At 49.2% G+C, this 22,721-nt stretch carries 22 protein-coding genes and 1 other annotated feature; of the genes, 12 read left to right on the top strand and 10 right to left on the bottom strand.

The features are described from left to right. Positions 1 to 151 precede the first annotated feature (151 nt). Complete coding sequence (locus tag EZV61_RS16280; RefSeq protein ID WP_114337988.1) at positions 152 to 1,450, top strand: dicarboxylate/amino acid:cation symporter; 1,299 nt, start codon at positions 152 to 154, stop codon at positions 1,448 to 1,450. A 73-nt stretch (positions 1,451 to 1,523) separates the two neighbouring features. Here EZV61_RS16280 and sohB read toward each other — a convergent pair whose 3' ends face one another. After that, positions 1,524 to 2,585: a protease SohB gene (sohB, locus tag EZV61_RS16275; RefSeq protein ID WP_131417008.1), complete on the bottom strand. Its 1,062-nt coding sequence runs from the start codon at positions 2,583 to 2,585 to the stop codon at positions 1,524 to 1,526. Between the two features lie 131 nt (positions 2,586 to 2,716). Then, on the bottom strand, positions 2,717 to 5,158 hold the full coding sequence (locus tag EZV61_RS16270; protein WP_131417006.1) for a VolA/Pla-1 family phospholipase: 2,442 nt from the start codon (positions 5,156 to 5,158) through the stop codon (positions 2,717 to 2,719). A gap of 245 nt (positions 5,159 to 5,403) precedes the next feature. On the opposite strand from EZV61_RS16270, the gene EZV61_RS16265 reads away from it, so the two are divergent. After that, complete coding sequence (locus EZV61_RS16265) at positions 5,404 to 6,147, top strand: YciK family oxidoreductase (RefSeq protein WP_205695404.1); 744 nt, start codon at positions 5,404 to 5,406, stop codon at positions 6,145 to 6,147. Positions 6,148 to 6,217: 70 nt separating this feature from the next. On the opposite strand, the gene rluB is transcribed toward EZV61_RS16265, so the two are convergent. From rluB to rnm, 5 genes are read right to left on the bottom strand one after another with little or no spacing between them, the layout of a single operon-like run. After that, complete coding sequence (gene rluB, locus EZV61_RS16260; RefSeq protein WP_114337985.1) at positions 6,218 to 7,075, bottom strand: 23S rRNA pseudouridine(2605) synthase RluB; 858 nt, start codon at positions 7,073 to 7,075, stop codon at positions 6,218 to 6,220. Beyond that, positions 7,072 to 7,680: an SMC-Scp complex subunit ScpB gene (gene scpB / locus EZV61_RS16255; protein WP_114337984.1), complete on the bottom strand. Its 609-nt coding sequence runs from the start codon at positions 7,678 to 7,680 to the stop codon at positions 7,072 to 7,074. Before scpB ends, rluB begins: the two co-directional genes overlap by 4 nt. Beyond that, positions 7,667 to 8,512 carry a segregation and condensation protein A gene (locus EZV61_RS16250; RefSeq protein WP_114337983.1) on the bottom strand — a complete coding sequence of 282 codons (846 nt, stop codon included), beginning with the start codon at positions 8,510 to 8,512 and terminating at the stop codon, positions 7,667 to 7,669. Before EZV61_RS16250 ends, scpB begins: the two co-directional genes overlap by 14 nt. Continuing rightward, a complete protein-coding gene (locus EZV61_RS16245) occupies positions 8,512 to 9,132 on the bottom strand; it encodes an L-threonylcarbamoyladenylate synthase (protein ID WP_114337982.1) in 621 nt (206 codons plus the stop codon). Before EZV61_RS16245 ends, EZV61_RS16250 begins: the two co-directional genes overlap by 1 nt. Before the next feature lie 11 nt (positions 9,133 to 9,143). Beyond that, the gene (gene rnm, locus EZV61_RS16240; protein ID WP_276320502.1) at positions 9,144 to 10,073 is read right to left on the bottom strand and encodes an RNase RNM; all 930 of its coding nucleotides are present in this window, start codon (positions 10,071 to 10,073) and stop codon (positions 9,144 to 9,146) included. Positions 10,074 to 10,136: 63 nt separating this feature from the next. Next, positions 10,137 to 10,232 (top strand) — a sequence feature (Trp leader region). 160 nt (positions 10,233 to 10,392) lie between these two features. Between rnm and EZV61_RS16235 the strand changes: the two genes are divergently transcribed. From EZV61_RS16235 to EZV61_RS16200, 9 genes are read left to right on the top strand one after another with little or no spacing between them, the layout of a single operon-like run. After that, positions 10,393 to 12,012 (top strand): anthranilate synthase component 1, encoded by a 1,620-nt coding sequence (locus EZV61_RS16235; RefSeq protein ID WP_131417004.1) that lies wholly within the window; start codon positions 10,393 to 10,395, stop codon positions 12,010 to 12,012. Continuing rightward, the gene (locus EZV61_RS16230; protein WP_131417002.1) at positions 12,005 to 12,628 is read left to right on the top strand and encodes an aminodeoxychorismate/anthranilate synthase component II; all 624 of its coding nucleotides are present in this window, start codon (positions 12,005 to 12,007) and stop codon (positions 12,626 to 12,628) included. Before EZV61_RS16235 ends, EZV61_RS16230 begins: the two co-directional genes overlap by 8 nt. A gap of 10 nt (positions 12,629 to 12,638) precedes the next feature. Further along, a complete protein-coding gene (trpD, locus tag EZV61_RS16225; RefSeq protein ID WP_131417000.1) occupies positions 12,639 to 13,652 on the top strand; it encodes an anthranilate phosphoribosyltransferase in 1,014 nt (337 codons plus the stop codon). Further along, on the top strand, positions 13,652 to 15,028 hold the full coding sequence (trpCF, locus tag EZV61_RS16220; RefSeq protein WP_131416998.1) for a bifunctional indole-3-glycerol-phosphate synthase TrpC/phosphoribosylanthranilate isomerase TrpF: 1,377 nt from the start codon (positions 13,652 to 13,654) through the stop codon (positions 15,026 to 15,028). Before trpD ends, trpCF begins: the two co-directional genes overlap by 1 nt. Positions 15,029 to 15,036: 8 nt before the next feature. Then, the gene (gene trpB / locus EZV61_RS16215) at positions 15,037 to 16,230 is read left to right on the top strand and encodes a tryptophan synthase subunit beta (protein ID WP_114337977.1); all 1,194 of its coding nucleotides are present in this window, start codon (positions 15,037 to 15,039) and stop codon (positions 16,228 to 16,230) included. Then, on the top strand, positions 16,227 to 17,036 hold the full coding sequence (gene trpA / locus EZV61_RS16210; RefSeq protein WP_114337976.1) for a tryptophan synthase subunit alpha: 810 nt from the start codon (positions 16,227 to 16,229) through the stop codon (positions 17,034 to 17,036). Before trpB ends, trpA begins: the two co-directional genes overlap by 4 nt. A 17-nt stretch (positions 17,037 to 17,053) precedes the next feature. Beyond that, on the top strand, positions 17,054 to 17,206 hold the full coding sequence (locus EZV61_RS19475) for a hypothetical protein (RefSeq protein ID WP_165569643.1): 153 nt from the start codon (positions 17,054 to 17,056) through the stop codon (positions 17,204 to 17,206). Beyond that, complete coding sequence (locus tag EZV61_RS16205) at positions 17,203 to 17,763, top strand: septation protein A (RefSeq protein ID WP_131416996.1); 561 nt, start codon at positions 17,203 to 17,205, stop codon at positions 17,761 to 17,763. The genes EZV61_RS19475 and EZV61_RS16205 overlap by 4 nt, the downstream gene beginning before the upstream one ends. Continuing rightward, entirely contained in the window at positions 17,763 to 18,062 is a 300-nt protein-coding gene (locus tag EZV61_RS16200; protein ID WP_114337974.1) for a YciI family protein, read from the top strand. Before EZV61_RS16205 ends, EZV61_RS16200 begins: the two co-directional genes overlap by 1 nt. A 61-nt stretch (positions 18,063 to 18,123) precedes the next feature. On the opposite strand, the gene EZV61_RS16195 is transcribed toward EZV61_RS16200, so the two are convergent. The 3 genes from EZV61_RS16195 to EZV61_RS16185 form a co-directional block, all read right to left on the bottom strand. After that, complete coding sequence (locus EZV61_RS16195; RefSeq protein WP_131416994.1) at positions 18,124 to 18,657, bottom strand: HAD family hydrolase; 534 nt, start codon at positions 18,655 to 18,657, stop codon at positions 18,124 to 18,126. A gap of 76 nt (positions 18,658 to 18,733) precedes the next feature. Beyond that, on the bottom strand, positions 18,734 to 19,051 hold the full coding sequence (gene ppnP / locus EZV61_RS16190; protein ID WP_114337972.1) for a pyrimidine/purine nucleoside phosphorylase: 318 nt from the start codon (positions 19,049 to 19,051) through the stop codon (positions 18,734 to 18,736). Between the two features lie 170 nt (positions 19,052 to 19,221). Next, positions 19,222 to 20,178, bottom strand: a complete 957-nt coding sequence (locus tag EZV61_RS16185) for a YbgA family protein (RefSeq protein WP_131416992.1) — start codon at positions 20,176 to 20,178, stop codon at positions 19,222 to 19,224. A gap of 380 nt (positions 20,179 to 20,558) precedes the next feature. On the opposite strand from EZV61_RS16185, the gene EZV61_RS16180 reads away from it, so the two are divergent. Then, positions 20,559 to 22,721 (top strand): sensor histidine kinase, encoded by a 2,163-nt coding sequence (locus EZV61_RS16180; protein ID WP_131416990.1) that lies wholly within the window; start codon positions 20,559 to 20,561, stop codon positions 22,719 to 22,721.

Below are 22,721 nucleotides of genomic sequence, written 5' to 3'. Positions count from 1 at the left end.
ACATACTGCAAAATACAACAATCTCAATTTCGCCTATGTTAGGGCTAGGCAAACATGTGAGCAACATGTGATTAACAGAAAACGTGGTTTAATCGGCATTAAGTAGCTGTTAGTCTAATTTTTGTGATCAAAACCAGACTCATAGATATTTATGCTTAATCAAACCGTGAAATATAGCCTGACCACGAAAATTCTTATTGGTATGTTTTTGGGAATATTAACTGGCGTTTTATTACGCAATATTTTTCCCGAAAGCACTTTTGTTGACCATTATTTCACCAATGGTCTATTCGATGTAATTGGCAAGATCTTTGTTGCCAGTTTAAAAATGTTGGTTGTCCCTCTCGTTTTTGTCTCTCTAGTATGCGGCACCTGTTCCCTAAGTGATGCTTCGACATTGGGGCGTCTAGGCTTCAAGTCCATTAGCCTTTATCTGGTCACAACCGCTATCGCTATCAGCCTCGCGATTGGTATCGCTTTGCTTATCTCACCGGGCGAAGGCGTAAACCTCACCAGCGGTGCAACCTTTGACGCAAAAGCAGCACCAACCTTAAGTGAAGTGTTTATAAATCTATTCCCTTCAAATCCAATTAAGTCGATGGCCGAAGGAAATATGTTGCAAATAATTGTCTTTGCACTGCTTTTTGGCATTTCAATGGCGATTGCTGGTCCAGCCGGACAACGTTTGGCTAATGTTTTCGAAGATTTAAATGCGGTCATTATGAAATTGGTCAGCATTCTTATGAATTTAGCCCCGTATGGCGTTTACGCCTTAATGGCTAAACTATTTATCGTGCAAGATTTCTCAACGATAGCCAATTTAATGAAATATTTTCTCGTGGTGTTCGGTACGCTGCTTATTCATGCCCTAATTACCTACCCTGTTCTTCTAAAAGCACTTTCAGGGCTTAGTCCGGTGACTTTTCTAATAAAGATGCGTGATGCCGTGCTCTTCGCTTTCTCGACCAGCTCTAGCAACGCGACAATTCCAGTAACACTGGAGACTGTCACTCGTAAGCTAGGCGTCAAGAATAAGGTGGCATCCTTCACTGTACCTCTGGGGGCTACCATCAATATGGATGGCACAGCGATCATGCAAGGGGTGGCCACAGTATTCATTGCCCAGGTGTTTAGTATGGATCTGACGCTTGGTGACTACCTCATGGTGATATTAACTGCCACCCTCGCCTCTGTTGGTACCGCGGGCGTTCCCGGCGTCGGTTTGATTATGCTGGCGATGGTGTTACAACAGGTAGGGCTGCCGGTTGAAGGGATCGCATTGATCATTGGTGTCGACAGGCTGTTAGACATGACCCGCACCGCAGTCAACGTAACTGGCGATTGTATGGTTACATGCGTCGTAGGAAAGTCAGAAAAGCAAATGGATTTAGAACGCTACCATGCCGCTGAAGCAGGTTTAGCAGAGGAAGAGGTGCATTTAGAACGCTAACCTTCTTTCTTCGTTGTTAAAATAAAAAGGCTGCCCTGTGATGGCAGCCTTTCTTCTTTCTAAACAAAAACTATTAGCTAAATTTGCCTGCATTTAGACGATCATAAAATCGCGCCAAAACACCATCGACACCATGGGCAACACCTTTGGCTAACTTCTCTGACAGCTTCTTCTTCGTTGCATATTGTACTTTAAACACTTGATTATCGGCCGTGTTAACTGCGTTTAACAGGTAATCGTCAGACGTACCGATCTCATCCACCAGTCCGAGCTCTAGCGCTTGCCCGCCAAGCCAATGCTCACCCGTAGCAACTTGCTCTAAATCCAACGCAGGACGAAACTGAGCAATGAATGATTTAAAGCGTTCGTGGATCTCCTCTAAATCCTGCTTGAACTTCTCACGGGCGTGGTCATCATTTTCACCGAACATAGTCAGCGTTCGTTTAAACTCACCAGCAGTGTGTTGCTCAAACTCAATCTCATTTTTCTTCAATAGCTTATTGAAGTTAGGCATTTGCGCAACAACACCGATAGAGCCAATAATCGAAAATGGAGCGGCAAGAATTTTATCAGCCACACACGCCATCATATAGCCACCGCTGGCCGCGACCTTGTCGACAGCGACTGTCATAGGTAAACCAGCAGTGCGAACCCGTGCCAGTTGTGACGCCGCCAAACCATAGCCATGCACCATGCCGCCAGGGCTTTCCAAGCGTACCAACAACTCATCAGTGTCTTTATTGGCAATAGATAGCACCGCACTAATCTCTTCACGTAACGAATCGACCTCACGTGCGTCCATACTGCCTTTAAAATCGATAACAAAAACGCGCTTATGGGTATCTTCTTTACCCTCTTTTTCGGCTTTTTTAACCGCTTTTTGCTGCGCCTTGGCTTCAGCCTTGTGGGTTTTCTCCAACAGTTTCTGGGCTGGCTTAGAGAGTACTTTCTCTTGCAGGTCAGTCAGCTGCTCACTTATCTGCTTGCTCAAATCAGTCACTTCCAAGTGACCTTTCTTATCCTTGCCTTTCGCTGACGCCGCTGCGGCAACCACTCCAACAACGGTTAAAACAATGGCTATAACCAGCGTCACTGCCTTGGCCAGAAAAAGACCATACTCATATAAAAATTCCATCGACTTCCTTAACTAAACATTTGAACTCAGAGAATTGGATCGTGCTTCAATATCGCTTATTTGTGCCTAAGATACCAAATAGAAAAAGGCCCGGCTAATGCCGGGCCTTTGCAATTGTAAAAAGTTACAAACTACATCACAGGCTGCACAACTGATGGATCTGATACTAAGATCATCGCGCCACCACTGGCAGCATAGACAGCTAGCTGAGTCTGCATTTCAACGGTCGCTGCCGGATTCACTGTCGGATCTGCCACGCTACCGTGGGCAGAATCGATAAAACGTACCGCGCCTGTTGCAGGTGCTCCTGTCACTGTCGCATCAACACCTGGCAAACCCAATACGCGGATCAAAGGCTCGGTACCGGACAACGGCAAACCGAATGCGGAATTGTCATTTGGCAATACAGTGTCACCAACCACTTCCGCCAAGTACACAGACGCACCCTGCCCTGCCAAAATTGGCGCGTAGCCCACCGGGTCAGAAGAATCGATCACCGTCTGAGCAGCGAAAACAAATTGAGCAATAAACGTAGGATACACCTGATCAACTAGCGCTTGATAAGCATCGGGATCACTGGCCTCTAGTGCCGCCAACTCTTCGAGACTCAAGCCTGTTGCATCAGACAGCACCTGTTTAAAGCTATCGCTTTCCACAAACGCCGCTTTAGCAACTGGGCCAAAGGTTTCTGAGTAGGCAAACACACCAGCCAAGCCCTGTGCGGGAACATTTGGCATGACAGTGCTAAAGGCGTAGTAAGGAGGTAACTCGCTGCCTGTCGTTGGATCAATCAGCGGCAGTCCACCGACAGCAGCAGTTGATACAGTGTTGATACCTCCCAGTGAGACACCACTGATCGAAACTCTTGTCGGATCAAACACCCCAGGGGCTACTTGAGCTAATGAATTAAAGCCCATACGCAGCGCCAAATGGTCATTTATATTTTGGCGGAAGTTATCACGGGTCGTCAGCAGGTTATCTAACTTTACGTATAACAAGACATTCGCGTTTGCATACTTCACAGGATCAAACGCGATCATGCCTGAGCTGGCACTAATCTCGAACACCCCATTCATATCCGCATCCCAACCACGGGAGCCGTGCAATGGTGCATCTATGGATACCATTGCCAATCCCTGTAGGGCAAAACTACCTGCAAGCGCTAAGTTCTGTTCTTTCGCACCACCAATACCATGGCTAAACACAACAACAGGCCAACCGGCCGCTGGCGCCGCAGTAATTGCAGGTAAACCCAATGCTGCTCGTACACCGTTAGCAACATCAGAGGTATCAGGCAAGGTCACTAACACATCCAGCGTTTGCATCTCGGTAGGGGCTGCCAACGGGTTGTACTTGGTGAGGTTACGTTCAGGATCCAAACCAATGGGGTTACCTTCAGCGTCTTTTATCTCGCAACCTACTAAAGAGGCAGCATTAGACAAGTCGGCATCGGGGCAACTGGCGAGAACAGCTTCTGGCGGTAGTGCGCCAGACTGAACAGCCCCTAGAATAGTAATGGGGCTATCACCTGCGGCCAACCAATGAGAGTTAATCGCATCACACTGTGATGTTGTCGCCAGTTCAGTCAGGTCACAATTACCGAAATTCGGAAATTCAAGGTAATACGGCACATTAGTGAGAGTCGAATTCGCCAGCAACGCAGTTGAGGCGACCGCCAAAGTGTTGGGATCTGTGATACCCAATCCAACAAGAGCATCAGCAACCGTAAGTCCTGTCATCGCTGGAGGCATCAAAACAGGGGTGGTCGCAGGGTCAGCGGCCATAGTTAGACGATTTAACGCTGAAACATCCTCAATTGATTGCGTCGTCATAGCACCGCTGTATGTGATTACACTGGTATCAACACCAAACGCTGCGATCGCATTTTCATAGCTATTGACCGCTCCTTGCAGCAGTAACTGCGAAGGCGAGCCTAACGGTAAAGTATTAATATCCTGTTTTACCAGGGTATAAGTCGACGAGGCTTGCACAGGACGGGACTCTGAGTCCATCAGCAGAGAAGTCGTGGTAATCAAGTAACCGGTTTTCGCCTTCAGCGGTGCGAGCGGCATAATAAGTAGCTGGTTACCTGACGATGAGGTAATAAAATCAGTACCAAATGCAAGCTCTGCTATCACCATACAAGCGGCACCTGTCGGTACTTCCGCACACTCAGGAGGCGCTAACGGGCCGCCAAACACAGTTTCGTATATTCTCACCACACCAGGCGCGGCAGCCGAGGCTGGGTCTAAGGTTACATCACCATCAGTGATCACATTGATGACAAACGGCTGGTTTGTACTCCAACCGTCCAAGGCATTAATAGCAACCTGCGGGTTACTCAAATCAGATGGATCGGTAACAGGGATGTTTAATGTACCGTCAGTGGTGTCGGTATAAAGCAGATCGTTTGGTACCGGCAAAACGCCATTCGCAGGATCATAAGATATTTTTGAAGCATTAATGACTGGAGTGCCCGCCGCATCGTTGCGCGCATCATCCAGTGACTCATCGTCGCAACCGGTTACAGCCAACGCGGATGCAACGGCCAGGGTTATTATTAGTTTTCTCATGCTTTTCCCCAAGGTCCTTTCTTATAGTTATGGCTCGGTATACTGAGCTTGGTTTCGACAGATCAGCACTTGGGGCGATCTGCTCCTACCAGTTTGTAAGGTAACGTAAGAGTTACAATATCGCTACATCAAACACCTGTTTAATGTTACTGAGATCCCAATTTCGTAAAAAGGTCGCGATAGCACACAGGGGAAGGTAAAATGCGCGTCTTGCCGACCCGAAGCAGACAAAACGGAAAACAAAGATGTTGGATTATCAAGCAGCAAATGACCTACTCAAAGACCGCGTTATTCTAGTAACAGGCGCTGGCGATGGTATTGGTCGCCAAGCTGCCCTCACCTACGCCAGCCATGGTGCTGTCGTGATCCTGCTAGGAAAGACAGTCAGCAAATTAGAACAAACCTATGATCTTATCGTTGCCGCCAATGGCTCGGAGCCTGCTATCGTCCCCCTCGACATGCAGGGCGCGACAGAACAGCACTACATCGATATGGCGACCACTATAGAAGAGCAGTTTGGCCGCTTGGATGGCGTCTTACTCAACGCAGGTATGTTAGGGGTTCTCAGTCCATTTGAGCAGATCGACCTAGCCAGCTGGGAAACCGTGATGAAGGTGAATGTGACCGCTCAGATGATGATGACCAAACCACTGTTATCCCTATTAAGAAAGGCCGATGACGCAGCACTGATATTCACTAGCTCTGGGGTGGGCAAAAAGGGACGCGCCTATTGGGGTAGTTATGCAGTATCCAAGTTTGCCACTGAAGGGATGATGCAGATTTTGGCTGATGAATTGAGCAACACCAACGTTCGCGTTAACGCAATCAACCCCGGTGCAACCCGCACAAGTATGCGCTCTACCGCTTATCCGGGGGAAGATGCCAACAAACTCAAAACACCAGCAGAGATCATGCCGACTTATCTCTATTTGATGGGCCCCGATAGCCAAGATATTCATGGCCAATCCGTTGATGCTCAACCCAAATAACCTGATAATAAATCATAAAAAAGGCGCTTAGATGGCGCCTTTTTTTTGATTTTTCCCGTTCAAAAGCGGGTTAGCGACGGCGTACTCGGCGATGCGCTTGTGAACGATGTTTAGAGACACTGCGACGCACCCGACGCAGACGCTCCTGTTCACCAATCCTTGATTTCACTGAGGGCTTACTGCGATCTTCTTTCGGCAATTGCACCTCTTCCCGCAGATAGTTCACCTCTTCTAACGACAACTCGCGCCAGGTACTTTGTGGTAACTCTCTTGGCAAGGTCAATGCACCGTAACGAACACGGATCAGGCGACTCACTTTAAGCTCCTGACTTTCCCAAAGACGGCGCACCTCTCGATTTCTCCCCTCGCTTAAGGTGACATAAAACCACTGGTTAATGCCTTCGCCACCCTTCACTTGGATCTTATCAAATTTGGCCTTGCCATCTTCCAGCATCACACCTTTGCGCAACGCCTTAAGTTTATCGTCAGAGACATCACCAAACACGCGAGAAGCGTACTCACGCTCCACTTTAAAGCTCGGATGCATTAAGCGATTAGCCAGTTCCCCATCATTGGTGAACAACATCAATCCACTGGTGTTCAGATCCAAACGGCCAACAGCGATCCAGCGACCAGCCCCAATCTTTGGCAAGTTATCAAACACAGTGCGGCGTGATTCCGGATCATTGCGGGTACATACCTCACCTTCCGGTTTGTGGTACATGATCACACGACACGTGGTTTCTTCTGCCGGTGTGGTTCTGATCAGTTTGCCATCCACACGTATCTTGGCATCCTCTTCTACACGGGTGCCTAGCTCAACGACATCGCCGTCAACACTCACTCGGCCTGCAGCGATCCACTGCTCTACCTCACGACGAGACCCCAAACCGGCCCGCGCCAGGACTTTCTGCAATTTCTCACTCATGCCTCTAATACCTCTTGTGGATTCGACGTTTTTTCAACCTGCTCGAGCATTTGCGCATCAACCGGCTCGTCGGAGAGCGGATTCTCCTCAAGGGCTGGCAACTGTTCAAGTGATTTCAACCCAAAATAGTCTAAAAACTGCCTGCTGGTAGCATAAAGCGCCGGGCGCCCCGGTACTTCTTTGTGTCCTACCACTTTAATCCATTGTCGTTCCGACAATGTCCGTATGATGTTACTGCTGACCGTCACACCACGTACCGCTTCAATCTCGGAGCGTGTGATTGGCTGGCGATAAGCAATCAGCGCGAGGGTTTCCATTAGCGCCCGCGAGTACCGTGGTGTTTTTTCCGGCCATAGGTGTCCTAACCAGGGGCTAATAACTTCTGCAGATTGGAAGCGCCAGCCACTGGCGACCTCAACTAAATTGATCCCCCGTGGCGCATAGTCCAGCACCAGCGCGTCAATCACTGCTTTTACCCGTTTACCTGACACGGTAAACTCACACAACACACCTTCAAGCAGCGCTTTTGCTGTTAAAGGCTTATCAGCCACGAACAGCGCTGCTTCAATCAACTGTTTCAGCTGTTCGTCATTAATCTTCCGCACTATCAACGCCCCCTGCAGCTCTTACATGGATAGGTTGAAAAGCAGCATTTTGCACCAGATCCAACATCGATTCTTTTACCAGCTCCAGAATGGCTAGAAAAGTGACAACGACACCTGCACGGCCCTCTTCGATCTCAAACAGCTGATCAAACGGCGTAAAATGCTGGCGACTCACTTTTTCCAAAATCATGCTCATCCGTTCTCGGGTACTTAAAGCCTCGCGCTGTACCTGATGGTGCTCAAATGCACTGGCACGCTTCATCACGTCGGTAAATGCCACGAACAGCTCAGCCATCGACACCTGAGGCTCAATCTTCATCGGCTGAGCTAACTCATGCGCCTCTGCCGCTGCCTGATAATAATCCCGTTCATCTCTAGGCAAGGTATCTAATTCCTGTGCCGCAACCTTAAAACGCTCATACTCCTGCAAGCGGCGGATCAACGCCGCCCGAGGATCTTCCTCATCCTCTTCATCACTGGCGCGAACAGGTAACAACAAGCGTGACTTCACCTCGGTCAAAAACGCTGCCATCACTAGATAGTCGGCTGCCAACTCCAGCTTCATATCCTGCATTAATTCTATATATTCAATATATTGCGCGGTGATCTCTGTTAAATTCAAATCTAGAATATCAAGCTTCTTGCGCTTAATAAGATAGAGCAGCAGATCTAACGGCCCCTCAAACGCATCAAGAAATACCTCTAGCGCCTCAGGAGGTATATAGAGATCAAGCGGTGCCTCTGACATCACTTCGCCACGTACTTTGGCGAGTGGTAAAGTCTGCTGCACAGGTACCGCAGGTTCGTGAATGGTGGTTGTCGATTCAGCCATTAGCGAAACGGTGTGGGATCACCCGCTCCCTCACGCAATAGCTCGACAGTATCTTCAGAGAGATCAACCACAGTCGTCGGCATTTCGCCTAAGTATCCACCATGAATGACCAGATCCAGCTGATTTTCCAATCGATCACGGATCTCCTCTGGATCAGATTCAGCCATATCGTTTCCAGGTAAGATCAACGAGGTCGACATAATCGGCTCATCCAGCGCCGCCAACAAAGCCTGGGTGATGATGTGGTCCGGCACCCGCAAACCGATAGTTTTTCGCTTTGCATTGAGTAAGCGCTTAGGTACCTCTTTAGTCCCTTTCAGAATAAAGGTGTAAGCCCCCGGCGTGTTATTTTTTAGTAGGCGATAGGCGGAGTTATCCACTCGCGCATACAACGACAACTCTGACAGATCACGACATATCAAGGTGAAGTTGTGGGCTTTATCAATATTACGGATCCGGCAGATCCGCTCCATCGCCGCCTTATCACCGATGTGGCATCCCAGGGCGTAACCTGAATCGGTCGGATAGGCAATAACACCACCCTGCTTAATGATCGCCACAGCCTGATTGACCAACCGACTCTGCGGATTATCAGGGTGGATATAAAAGAACTGACTCATATTTATATTTCCTATTCGCCTCGCGGCGTTGTCCAACGTTCCCAGACACCACTAACGCCATCCGGTAACCAGAGGTTTTTCCCTAACTCAACCCAGCTCCCAGGATGGTGAAAATCGGATCCCTGAGAAGCTGACAACCCAAATTCTATCGCTAAATCAGCAAGATTGCGCTTTTCGTTAGGTGTTTGTTGTGTCATGGCCACTTCAACGGCATCGCCGCCCCACTCAGCAAAACAACTTAATAGCTGACGGATCCATTTCCACGACATGCGATATTTGGTTGGATGTGCCACCACCGCCACCCCGCCAGCTTGATGTAATGCAGAAATCGCTTCCGCGATGGAGCACCAGCCTGGATTGACGTAAGCGCGTTTACCTTTGCGCAGGTATTTCTTAAACGCCGTTTCCATCGACTTCACCACGCCATCGTTAACCATCGCCCTGGCAAAATGAGCCCGCGTGATAGAGCCACCTTGCGCCAGCGTCGCCGCCTTGTCATAGGCGTCATCGATGCCACAACGAGCAAGCTTGTCTGCGATCCCTTGCGCCCGCTTTAACCGGCGCTCTTTCTGCTCAGCCAACAGGGTCTTGATGGCTGGATGATTAACATCAAAGTTCAAGCCAACAATATGGATCTCCATCCCTTCCCAAGCACAACTGATCTCCACCCCACTGGTGAGCGTCAGTGCTAAACCTTGAGATTCGATCTCGCGCTGCATCTCATCTAGCCCCGCAACAGAATCATGATCCGTTAACGCAATTTGGCTCACTCGATGGGCAACCGCTCGATGGGCAAGCTGCGCCGGAGACAAACTGCCGTCGGAGGCGGTGCTGTGGCAATGAAAATCGTGTATCAAAGACAGGCTCACGTAACTGAAAGTGTGATTTTTATAGCGATATTGTCTCATACCCTGATAGGGGGTTGACACTGCTGATTTCACATTGCATGCTTGAGCGCACTGTTTCAGGAGTAATACCTAATGATTTTAAGCCTTAACATCAGCAACGTGTGGTGGTGGCACTTCCCATAGCGGGTAGTGTTTCGGCTTTGTATTGTCTTCAGAAACATTAAAACCCGCCAATTGAGCGGGTTTTTTTATGTCTGCCGTTCGGGAACAACCATGAATCAATGGCCCGTCCAGACAGGTAGAGATTGCAGCGTCATTTTTGCGCAGTATAGTGTGGGGTCATTTTACGATAATCGGTCACGCAAACATCGTAAATTGATAGCCAAAAACAGAGAGTCAGCAGGGAAAAAGCATGAGCCATCTAGCATCAGGTGAGGTTGAAGCGCTCACCACCACCGCGCCTTACGTCGCGGATCCATTGGCCTTATATGAATTACTTACCCATCACGGTGAATTAAAGAACACTGTCCTGCTGGAATCAGCAGAAATAGATAGTAAAGCGGATCTAAAGTCCCTGCTGCTATTAGACGCCGCCCTTAAAATCAGTTGCAGTGGACGCCAAGTTACCTTGACTCTATTAAGCGACAACGGTCGCAACGCACTGTCGACAATTTTAAGTGCGCTACCCGACAGTGTCGCCGTCGTTGAAACAGATAATGGCGCCGTGCTGAACTTCCCTGAAGTCGGAGAGATCCTCGACGAAGAGGAACGTTTAAAAGCCCTGTCACCTTTAGAAGCACTTCGCGCGGCAGTTAATCATCTCAAAACACGCAATAGTAACGATGATGCGATCTTCCTGGCCGGTACATTTGCTTATGATCTGATAGCCAGCTTCGAACCCTTACCGGATGTCGCTGACGGTGAAAACAACTGCCCGGATTACCTGTTCTATCTCTCTGAAACACTGATTGTTATCGACCACCAAACCCAACAAAGCGAGATCACAGGTTGCGTATTTGGTGGTGACGGCGCCAGTGAACAGTTTTATCTGAAAACCCGCCGCATTGAGTCGTTAAAAGAGCAGCTAACCAAGTTTAACCCCAGCCAACTCAGTAGCAAGGTGGCAGAAAGCGCCGCCATTGACGTCACCACAGACACCAGTGACGAACAGTTCTGCCAACAGGTAGAAACGCTTAAAGACAACATTCACTGCGGCGATATCTTCCAGGTGGTACCATCACGCAGCTTTCATATCGCTTGCCCAGACAGTTTATTTGCCTATCGCGAGCTAAAAGCAAGCAACCCCAGCCCGTACATGTTCTATGTAAACGACGAAGAGTTTGTGTTGTTCGGTGCCTCACCAGAGAGCGCGCTCAAATATGAGCAAGAAGATCGTCAAGTCGAGGTCTATCCTATCGCCGGTACTCGTCGCCGCGGCTTCAATCCAGACGGCTCCATCGATGCCGATCTCGACAGCCGCATGGAATTGGAGCTCCGCCTCGACAAAAAAGAGCTGGCTGAACACATTATGCTGGTCGATCTGGCACGTAACGATATTGCCCGCATTGCCAAGCCCGCCAGCCGCCATGTCGCCGAACTACTTAAAGTCGATCGTTACAGTCACGTCATGCATCTAGTCAGCCGCGTGGTTGGTGAGCTTCGGGAAGATATGGATGCGCTACACGCTTATCAGGCCTGCATGAACATGGGCACCCTGGTTGGCGCACCAAAAATCAGAGCAGCCCAACTTATCCGAGATACTGAAGGAAAACGCCGTGGCAGTTACGGCGGCGCAGTCGGATACATTAATGGCGTCGGCGACATGAACACCTGCATCGTCATTCGCAGTGCATTTGTCAAAAATGGTAAAGCCACCATTCAAGCCGGTGCCGGCGTGGTGTTTGACTCTCAACCGCAAGCGGAAGCAGACGAAACTCGCAATAAAGCACAAGCGGTAATTTCCGCAATTGTCAGCGCCAACAAGCAGCTAAATCAGGCAGCCAAGCAAGCGGAAGGAGCGGCACATGAATAATCTAAGCCCTGCAACGGAAAAGAAAGCCACAACCTTTCTGCTGGATAACTTCGACTCATTTACCTACAACTTGGTGGACCAATTTCGCGCATTAGATCATCCAGTGGTTATCTACCGCAATAATTTAGCGGCGACGCTTATCCACCAAAAGATGCAGCAACATGCAGACAAGGGGGAGCAGATCATCTTGGTGCTCTCTCCTGGACCGGGCAATCCTTCATCTGCGGGATGTATGCTCGAACTTATCGGCCTTTGCCAAGGCCAGTTCCCTATTTTGGGGATCTGCCTCGGCCATCAAGCGATCGTCCAGTTTTATGGTGGTGAAGTAGGCTCTGCAGGAGATATTTTGCACGGTAAATCGTCCGCGATCAGCCATATCGGAGAAGCTATGTTTAACGGCTTGCAGCAACCTCTGCCGGTGGCACGTTATCACTCACTAGCAGCGACGCGAGTAGAAAACCTGCAGGTTATTGCTGATTACCAATCCTTGCCAATGGCGGTGATGGATGCCAAATGCAAGGTGTTGGGCTTTCAATTTCATCCCGAATCGATCCTCACCACTGACGGTGCACGACTATTAGCTCAAAGCCTGACTTGGGCAACGGCACAGGTATAAGGAGAACATCATGCTGGAATCTCTCTATCAACAACAGGATCTGAGCCGCGAACAAACCGCTGCACTGTTTAGCGAAATCATTAGTGGCGAAATGAACCCAGTGGTTATCTCGTCGCTACTGACCGCATTGAAGATCAAAGGTGAAACGCCGCAAGAGATAGCCGGTGCTGCGGATGCTCTCCGTGCAGCAGCGGCAAGCTTTCCGAAACCTGCCTACCCTGTTGCTGACATCGTTGGCACTGGCGGCGATGGTCATCACACCATCAACATTTCAACCACCAGCGTGTTTGTCGCTGCGGCCTGCGGCCTGAAAGTCTGCAAACACGGTAATCGCTCGGTATCATCCAAGTCGGGATCTGCCGATCTACTGGAGCGATTAGGGGTCAACCTTACAATGAGCCCTGACACAGCAAGAAAGTGCCTCGATAATGTCGGCTGCTGCTTTATTTTTGCGCCGCAATACCATGGTGGTATTCGACATGCGATGCCCGTCCGTAAAGCACTGGCAACACGCACCCTGTTTAATGTTCTGGGCCCGCTGATTAACCCGGCGCAACCTGAATATATGGTACTCGGCGTTTATAGTCCGGCGCTCGTCAAGCCGATCGCAGAAGCGTTGCAATATTTAGGGGTTAAACATGCTCTGGTTGTCCATGGCAGTGGCCTTGATGAAATCGCGCTGCATGGCCCAACCGATGTGGCAGAAGTCACCAGCGACGGCATCAAAGAATACAGTGTAACGGCGGAAGATTTTGGCCTGAAACAGCATCCGTTGGATGCCCTGAAAGGCGGCGAGCCAGAACAAAATGCCGTCATTACCCGTGCCATCCTAGCCGGCCAAGGCACAGAAGCACAACGCAGTGCCGTGGCAGCCAATGTCGGTGCCCTGCTCTACGTCAGCGGACTGGCCAGCAGCCTTAAGCAAGGTGCACTGCTGGCAATTGAAGCGATGGATAGTGCCAAGCCGTTAGCCATCGCTGAAGGGCTGGCAACGGTCAGCAATGAACAAAATGGAGATCAGTAATGACCGAGACCGTGCTTGATCGCATCGTCAAAGATAAGCGCGAGCTGCTAGTCGAGCTTAAACTACAGCGCCCGCTAGACACATTTATCGATCAACTGATCCCCTCAGATCGTTCTTTTTATGACGCGCTATCTGAGCCAAACGCAGGCTTTATTCTTGAGTGCAAAAAAGCATCGCCTTCAAAAGGACTAATCCGTCCAGAATTTGAGCTCGATTACATCGCCTCTGTTTACACCAAATATGCTGCTGCTATCTCTGTGTTGACCGATGAGAAATATTTCCAAGGTAAATTGGCCTATTTAAAACAGGTGCGCGATCAAGTCACTCAGCCCGTGCTGCATAAAGACTTTATCGTCGATCCCTACCAAATCTACCTTGGCCGCTTACATGGCTCTGACGCTGTTTTGCTGATGCTATCGGTATTGGATGATGAAGAGTATAAGTCACTTCATCAGGTCGCTGATTCTCTGCAGGTTGATGTACTGACCGAAGTATCAAATCAAGAGGAGATGAACCGCGCCATCGCTCTCGGCAGTAAGGTGATCGGTATAAACAATCGAAACCTGCGTGATTTGAGCATCTCACTCGATAAAACCAAGTTCTTTGCTCCTCAGGTACCCGATGATCGAATTGTTATCTCCGAATCAGGTATCTACCAGAACAGTGAAGTGCGTGAGCTAGCTACCTATGTTGATGGCTTTCTTGTGGGCAGTTCACTGATGTCACAACCAGACGTTGATATGGCCTGTCGCAACCTGATTTTTGGTCACCATAAAGTGTGTGGCCTGACTCATAAAACCCAAGCCGAGCTGGTGAAAGAAAACGGTGCGACCTACGGCGGGTTGATCTTTTTTCCAGGTTCACCAAGAGCCGTCAGTGAGCAACAAGCTGCAGAAATAACGACCGTCGATGGTCTCAAATTTGTCGGCGTGTTTGTTAATGAATCACCAGAAAAGATGGCTGCATTGGCCAACGAATTACCACTCAGCGCCGTACAACTCCATGGCGATGAAGATTCATCAATTGTTGAGCAGTTACGACCACTACTGCCGGAGGGCTGTGAAATCTGGAAAGCGCATCGCATTGCCGAAGCGTTACCGGATTTCGGCAGTTGGCCGGTCGACCGTCACTTGGTCGACACCTACCACAAAGAGAGCTTTGGTGGTGTCGGGCGACGCTTCAACTGGGAGCTTCTAAATGGTTATGACAACGTTAGTGAGCTTTTTCTAGCTGGCGGACTCGCTCCAGAAAACGCGGAAAAAGCACTGGCAATTGGCACCTTTGGACTGGATTTCAACTCCGGCGTAGAAACCGCTCCAGGTGAAAAAAGTGCTGTCAAACTCACCCAGTTAAGACAAGTATTAAGAGATTATTAGGATAGAAGATGAGCGAATTAAACCCCTATTTTGGTGATTTTGGCGGCATGTTTGTCCCAGAATTGCTAGTGCCTGCACTGAAGCAGTTTGAGCAGGAATTTATTGCATCACAAAAAGATCCGGCGTTTCAAAAAGAGTTTTCAGATCTATTAAAAGACTACGCTGGCCGTCCAACGCCTTTGACCAAGTGCCGCAACCTGACTGCAGGTACCAAAACTACCCTCTACCTGAAGCGGGAAGATCTGTTGCACGGCGGCGCCCATAAAACCAATCAGGTGTTGGGGCAAGCACTGCTCGCCAAGCATATGGGCAAACATGAGATCATCGCCGAAACAGGTGCCGGACAACACGGTGTTGCAACCGCTCTGGCCTGCGCCCTCATGGGCCTTAAATGCCGTATCTATATGGGTGCCAAAGACATTGAACGGCAGGAGCCCAATGTGTTTCGTATGAAGCTGATGGGCGCAGAAGTGATCCCTGTGACATCAGGCGCATCCACCCTCAAGGATGCTTGTAACGAAGCGCTACGCGACTGGGCAGGCAGCTATAAGACCGCCCACTACCTACTCGGCACTGCGGCAGGCCCTCACCCCTTCCCCACTGTTGTTCGTGAGTTTCAGCGCATGATCGGCGAAGAGGCAAAGCGCCAAATTCAAGAGAAAGAGGGGCGCCTGCCAGATGCAGTAATCGCCTGTGTTGGTGGCGGATCCAATGCCATCGGCATGTTTGCCGACTTTATCGATGAGAAAGAGGTGGCATTGATAGGCGTTGAACCAGCAGGCAAAGGTATCGACACCGAAGAACACGGCGCACCGCTGGAGCATGGTAAGCCGGGGATATTCTTCGGTATGCGTTCCATTCTGATGCAAGACCAGTTCGGCCAAGTAGAGGAGTCTTACTCCATCTCAGCCGGACTTGATTTCCCCTCTGTTGGCCCGCAGCACGCTCACTTGAAAGCGACGGGACGTGGCACCTACGTTTGGGCATCTGATGACGAGGCTCTTGAAGCGTTCCAGCTATTAGCCCGTCACGAAGGGATTATTCCGGCATTGGAATCAGCCCATGCACTGGCGTACGCATTAAAAATGGCTAAAGAAAACCCAGAGAAAGAGCAACTACTGATCGTGAACCTATCAGGCCGTGGCGACAAGGATATCTTCACCGTCGCTGACATTCTGGCGAAAAAAGGAGATATCTCATGAGCAATCGATATCAACAGCTGTTTGAGCAACTGGCAGCCAAAAACCAAGGCGCATTCGTTCCTTTCGTCACCATAGGTGATCCCGATCGTGAAACAAGCTTGTCGATTATCGACACCTTGATCGCTGCCGGCGCTGACGCCTTAGAATTGGGGATCCCCTTCTCTGATCCGATTGCCGATGGCCCAACGATCCAGGGAGCCACGGTGCGCGCACTCGCTAGCGGCGTTAATCCATTGGTCTGTTTTGAGATGTTGGCCATTATTCGTGAAAAGTACCCGCAGGTACCTATCGGATTATTGGTCTATGCCAACCTCGTGTATACCAATGGCATCGAGCAATTTTATCAGCGCTGCGCCGAAGCAGGCGTTGACTCAGTACTCATTGCAGATGTACCTAGCCACGAGAGCGTCCCGTTCCGTGAAGCGGCGGAAAAATTTGGTATCGACGCAATATTTATTGCTCCCCCCAATGCTGACGACGACACCTTGGCTAATGTCGCCCGTTACGGTAAAGGCTACACCTACCTACTGTCACGTGCCGGTGTCACTGGCGCAGAAACCAAAGCAGAGATGCCAGTGGCAGCACTGCTAGAGTCACTCAACCGCTTTAATGCGCCTCCTGCACTGCTAGGCTTCGGTATCAGTGAGCCCGCTCAAGTCCAAGAAGCTATCGCTGCAGGTGCTGCTGGTGCAATTTCCGGATCAGCTGTGGTGAAGGTAATTGAAAATAACGTCGATGATACCGATCGACTGCTCGCCGAAATGACGAGTTTTATCTCGGCAATGAAAGCGGCAACAGTTAAATAGTTCGACTGGATCCAGCAGTGAAGCGTAACCGTTACACACAAACGGTTACGCTTAGTTTTGCTAAACATTGCCACCATGCGCCGTTAGCGCCAGACTACATGGTCATCAAACGCCATTTTTGCATTGAACTGAATAACGCTGCTGAGCCAGCAAAGGCCCTATTTGCATGAAACAATTTATCGACTTCCTCCCACTGATCGTCTTTTTTGCTTTTTATAAGCTCAAGGATATCTACTGGGCGACAGGAGCATTGATCATTACCACCGGCCTGCAGTTGGCTTATGGCTGGTTTCGCCATCGCAAAGTCGAGAAGATGCATCTGATCACTTTTGTGCTGGTAACCGTATTTGGCGGGCTCACGCTTATTCTCCACGACGATGTCTTCATAAAGTGGAAAGTCACCGTGGTCAATGTACTGTTCTTTGCCGCTCTGTTAATCAGCCAATATCCGTTTAAAAAACCACTGATTAAGCAGATGCTGGGGAAAGAGCTAGTCTTGCCTGATGCGGTATGGGGAAAGATAAACCTAGGTTGGGCGTTCTTCTTCCTCGGTTGCGGCCTGGCCAATATCTACGTGGCGTTTTATATGTCGCAAGAAGTTTGGGTGAACTTTAAAGTTTTCGGCCTACTCGGTTTAACCTTGTGTGCCACACTCGTCACCGGGATCTACCTATTTAAGCACCTGCCCAAAGAACAACCCGCAGAACAAAATGAAGGAAATGAATAATGTGGTACGTGATTTTTTCACAGGATGTTGATAACAGTCTGCCTTTACGCCAGCAAGCGCGTGCAGCCCACCTCGCCCGCTTGCAAGCATTAAAAGAGCAAGGGCGCTTGTTGGTGGCTGGGCCGATGCCTGCCATCGATAGTGAAGATCCGGGTGAAGCTGGCTTTACTGGTTCCACCGTGATCGCCGAATTCCCTTCCCTTGCCGATGCACAAACCTGGGCAGATGCCGACCCCTATATCGATGCAGGGGTGTACCAGAACGTTATCGTAAAACCGTTTAAGAAAGTGCTTCCTTAACCTTTATCTTGCTCTATCACTCGTTAAGTAAAACGCGGCCATTGTCGCGTTTTCTATTTTTCTAGATAGCTAATAATTGAGCGAGTTCATTCAGGCTTTGGCATTGCTTAACATTAATCATTAGCCGATCTCGCTCCCCTGCCAGCTCAGTCCTATCAACCATTTGTCCTTGCACGTTTATCCAGACAGCCGCCATCCCCAAGCCTGCTGCTGGCAATATATCTTTATCCCAATGATCGCCAATCATCACCACATCACTTGCCGCCAATCCAAGTTCATTCAGAATAAATTGGTAAAACGCAGGATCAGGCTTACTCAAGCCAGTGTTCTGACGACAAAAGTAGTGATCAATATATTGGTCTAGATCCACCCTTCGAAAGGCTTTACGAATATCAGCCTCGGTTGATTGTTCAGCACCGGTGGCGATACAGATCTGGAAAGACTGCGACAGTGTCTGCAGTATTTTTTCAGCCCCAGGCATCGCCTTTACTTGCGGCCACTCACACATTTTGCCAGGCACGCCAGGGGTATCTTCCATCAGGGTGTCACCCCAATCGAATAGCAGTGTCGTTCGGTTATCAAGCTGCACTTCCATCCCCCCCTATGTGCAAAATAAAAAACCCGACAAAAAGGACTTTGTCGGGTTTATGGATACAACAAATAAGCGCTGTTTAATCGGCCAAGTAGGAACAGACGTAATCAGCCAACTCTTCCACTTTAACCTTAAACTTCACATTGGCAGGCACATTAAATGATTCACCGCCAACCACTGCACGCCATTCAGTTTCATTAGGAAGTAGTACCTGAAGCTTACCGGCAGTGATTTCCATCAGTTCCGCTTCGGCCGTACCAAACTCATATTCACCTGGCTGCATAATACCCAAAGTTTTGGTCGAACCATCGGCAAATGTGACAGCTCTGCTGGTCACTTGACCATTGAAGTAAACATTGGCTTTAACGGTGACGGCTACATTCTCAAACTTTTCCACTTAACACTCCTAATGCTCTAAATAGTCGAACCTTTAATAATTATTACCGCGCTATAGTGGCATGAATGAGATGGCAAAAACAGCCAACCCAGAATATAAAAAAAAGCAGGCCATAGGCCTGCAAAATAGGGATTTGTCTAACACAAAGGGTTTAGTAAGAAAGCGGTAAACTAGAATACAGTCCTCACAGTCAAATGCTCTGGATAGGGTTGAAAGTAACGCTGCCCCTGAAGATAATCATCGCGATGCTTGCGTAAATAGTGTTTTAGTAGCTCTCTGGGTGTACTCAGCGGCAATAACCCCTCTCGATACCTATGTATCATCTGTGTCAGTTCTGCCTTGTCTCCCACTTCCAAAGCGCGTTTGAAATAGCCCTGAATATGCATCAATACATTGGTGTGTTTTTTCCGACTTGCCGGCATAGCCAAGCCCTGCATCAGCTGCACAATATAGCTGTACGCCACCTGCTCCAGATTGGCACTGCTCAAATCAGCCAGCAGCGGGCCAATGGCTCGATAATGTTCTGGCGAATGCGCCATCAGCATCAGCTTGTGCTTAGCGTGGAAGTCGAGCAACGACTTTTTAGTCAAGTTGGCTTCTACATCTCGCTTCCACAGATCTAAGGTAAACACCCGCGTCAAAAAGCTTTCCCGGATTAACACATCGTTCAGCCGTCCAGTCTCTTCACAGGGCAGATACGGGTATTTCTTTAATATCTTTTCAGCAAAAACTCCCACACCATCATGACGCAAGGAGTGCCCGTTCGGGTGATACACTTTCACCCGCTCCATGCCGCAACTGGGTGATTTGGCACAAAAGATGTAACCACGCAAATCAGCCAATCCATCGGACAATTTTTCTGAAGCATTGTGCAAAGCATCTGACACATCAAAACTGCGATCCCGACTGCCGCGAACCTTGAGCCAATCGCCATCCTCGACTAAACGCACCGTCTGTCTAGGCGTTCCCATCCCCGCTGCCATCTCAGGGCAAGCTGGACGATAATCGAAATAGGGGTCAAGATCTCGGACTACAAAACCAGACTGTTTATGACCGCCGTCGAAGCGTACTTTTTGCCCAACGACACAAGCACTCACCCCTACCGGGATTTTATCTATTTGCTTCATTGTCCCTTCGCCCCTACTAGTTACTCAGCTCAACGTGGTCAACAATTTGTTGCCATATTCACTCTTACGCCAAAGCGCGGTTATTGGATCAGATAAAAACGGGTGAGTAATCACATCTGTCGTCGTTAAAATGAAGCTTTGTGTTAACAAGCTCACTAACTACCAGAGAACCACTGGTAAGTTAAAGTGCATTTGGTAACGTTAACTCAGTAAAATAACGGCATAAGCCACTTATAACCGCTCGATATCATCCAGCCGGTCTCACCGGTTCTGCTGATGGCTAGCTCGTAATTTCAGGGGTAACAACTACATTGTTGTTAAGAGATAACGTAGCAAAAAGTCGAAACGGAGTGTTGACTCTGTGATGCGAGAATTGCGACTTGGCTGAATTAAACAAAACTATCACCATGGTTCTTCCAACCATGGTATTCAAAGTAGAACAGGAACTGCTTGCCGGTGCCAGAGACTACCTATGCTCTCATGGCTACGAACTGTTGACCGTTGTCGGTGGTTATCTCCCTGGACCTAACGACGCAAACAATATTCGTAATTGGATCTACGAATTTTTGCCCGACCATACCACTGATGGTGTGATTTTCTATGGTGGTGGCATTGGCTACTCAGCCGGAAATGACGCCACAGAGCAGTTAGTCGGCCTTTTTAAACACCTTCCTGTCATTAATATAGGCAGCGCGCTCGACAGCGTCCCATCCGTGTTAGCTGACAACCGGGAAGGGATTTGTAATGTGGTCAAACATTTAATTAGCAAACAAGGCTACAGCAAGTTGGGCTTTCTCCGTGGCCCCGTGGCCAATGAAGAAGCAAACGCTCGTTTTAACGCTTTCTGCGATACGCTGGAAAAGCACAATGTGCCCTTTAATCCCGAGTGGATCCTGCAAGGTGACTTCGTTCGCAGTACCGGAAGATCCATCGCTAAGGGACTAGTGGAGAGTGGGAAACCGCTACCTGAAGTGATGGTGTGTGCCAATGACCTGAGCGCGCACGGGTTCATTGAGGGGCTGACAGATTGCGGATTAGCCGTCCCTACGGATATGGCGGTGACAGGTTTTGACAATTTCGAATACGCTGAAGCGATGGAGCCAGCTCTGACCACGGTCGGCTATCCGGCCTACGCCATGGGTCAAGCAGCCGCCAAAGGCTTGCTAGCGAAGATATCGGGCAAGCAGTTAGACGACACCAAAGATATTCCTAGCAAAGCAATTATTCGCGAAAGCTGTGGTGCCAAAATCGCGCACCACAAAGTTAAAGAATCCATATACCTCAAGCAGCGGCGGGCGCAGATCTTGGTCAGGGACATGCATGCGCAGCGCCTCACCTTCGATCAGCAACTATATCAACATACCAATCTGAAACTGCTTTTTGACCAAGCAGCACAAAACCTAGACTCAGCAGGCATTCACCAGCTCTATCTCTGTTTATTTGATGACGATGATAGCAGTGACGCCAAGCTGCAGCACCAAGTGGTTGATGGCGAAGTCATCCCGCTGGCTGAGCATCAAAAATCTATCGTCACAGATCAACTTCTCCCCGAGCATATCGGCCAAAGATGGCGAATACCGAGTCGCAACGACACCATCTGGTTAGTTCACCCACTTGCTTTTGAACACATGGTGTTTGGCTATCTGGTTGCCGAAGTGAATGTTTTGGTTTGCGAGTTCGGCGAAGCCCTAGGGATCCAGTTATCCCAGGCGATCAATCGGCAAAAGATGCTATTCGAATCGATTGAGCGACAACATGAGCTGGAGTGCTCACTCGAAGCACTAAAAAATGCCCACCTGAAATTAGACAAAGCAGAAAAGGTAGCGAGTTTAGGCCGCCTGGTTGCTGGTATTGGTCATGAGCTAAATACACCGTTAGGGGCAGGTATCACCATGGCCTCTATGTTGGTGGAAGAGACACAATCACTCACCAACCAACTGCTACAAGCACAATTATCGAAAAAGCGCCTAAATCAATCGCTCACTCGCGCACATGATGCTGCAGAAAGCATCTTACGCAGCTTAGAGCGAGCTTCCAGTCTGGTGGATATTTTTAAATCCAACTCGTTTGAAAAAGAGGATAGTCGCTGGCAATCACTGACCATTTGGGAGGTCATTCAATCGAGTTATTTCCGGATCAAGGATGATTTAGAACTGGAACTGGAACTCGATGTTCAATGCGACAAGGCACTGATATTAGAGTGCGATGTAGATGCGTTATCCTCGGCACTGATCCACCTGTTATATAACAGTGCACATCACGCCTATCCTGGTCATAAGCATGGAAAGGTGAACATATCTGTTAGCCATAAAGGCAACAACCTGGTGATTAAGTATCAGGATTTTGGCTTAGGCATGGATAAAGCGGCACTCCCCAGAGTCTTTGAACCCTTCTATACCACGCAGCGCAGTACTGGCCACACTGGCTTAGGCCTCTATCTGGTTTACAATTTGGTGAGCTTGCGGCTCCATGGCGTCATCACCGTCAGCAGTAGAAAGCAGGGAGGCACTCAATTCACCATTGAAGTGCCCACCCGCAAGTGA

The sequence above is a fragment of the Corallincola luteus genome (assembly GCF_004336975.1).
In the GTDB taxonomy this organism is placed as follows: domain Bacteria; phylum Pseudomonadota; class Gammaproteobacteria; order Enterobacterales; family Neiellaceae; genus Corallincola; species Corallincola holothuriorum.
This window is presented reverse-complemented; position numbering and strand designations above follow the sequence as displayed.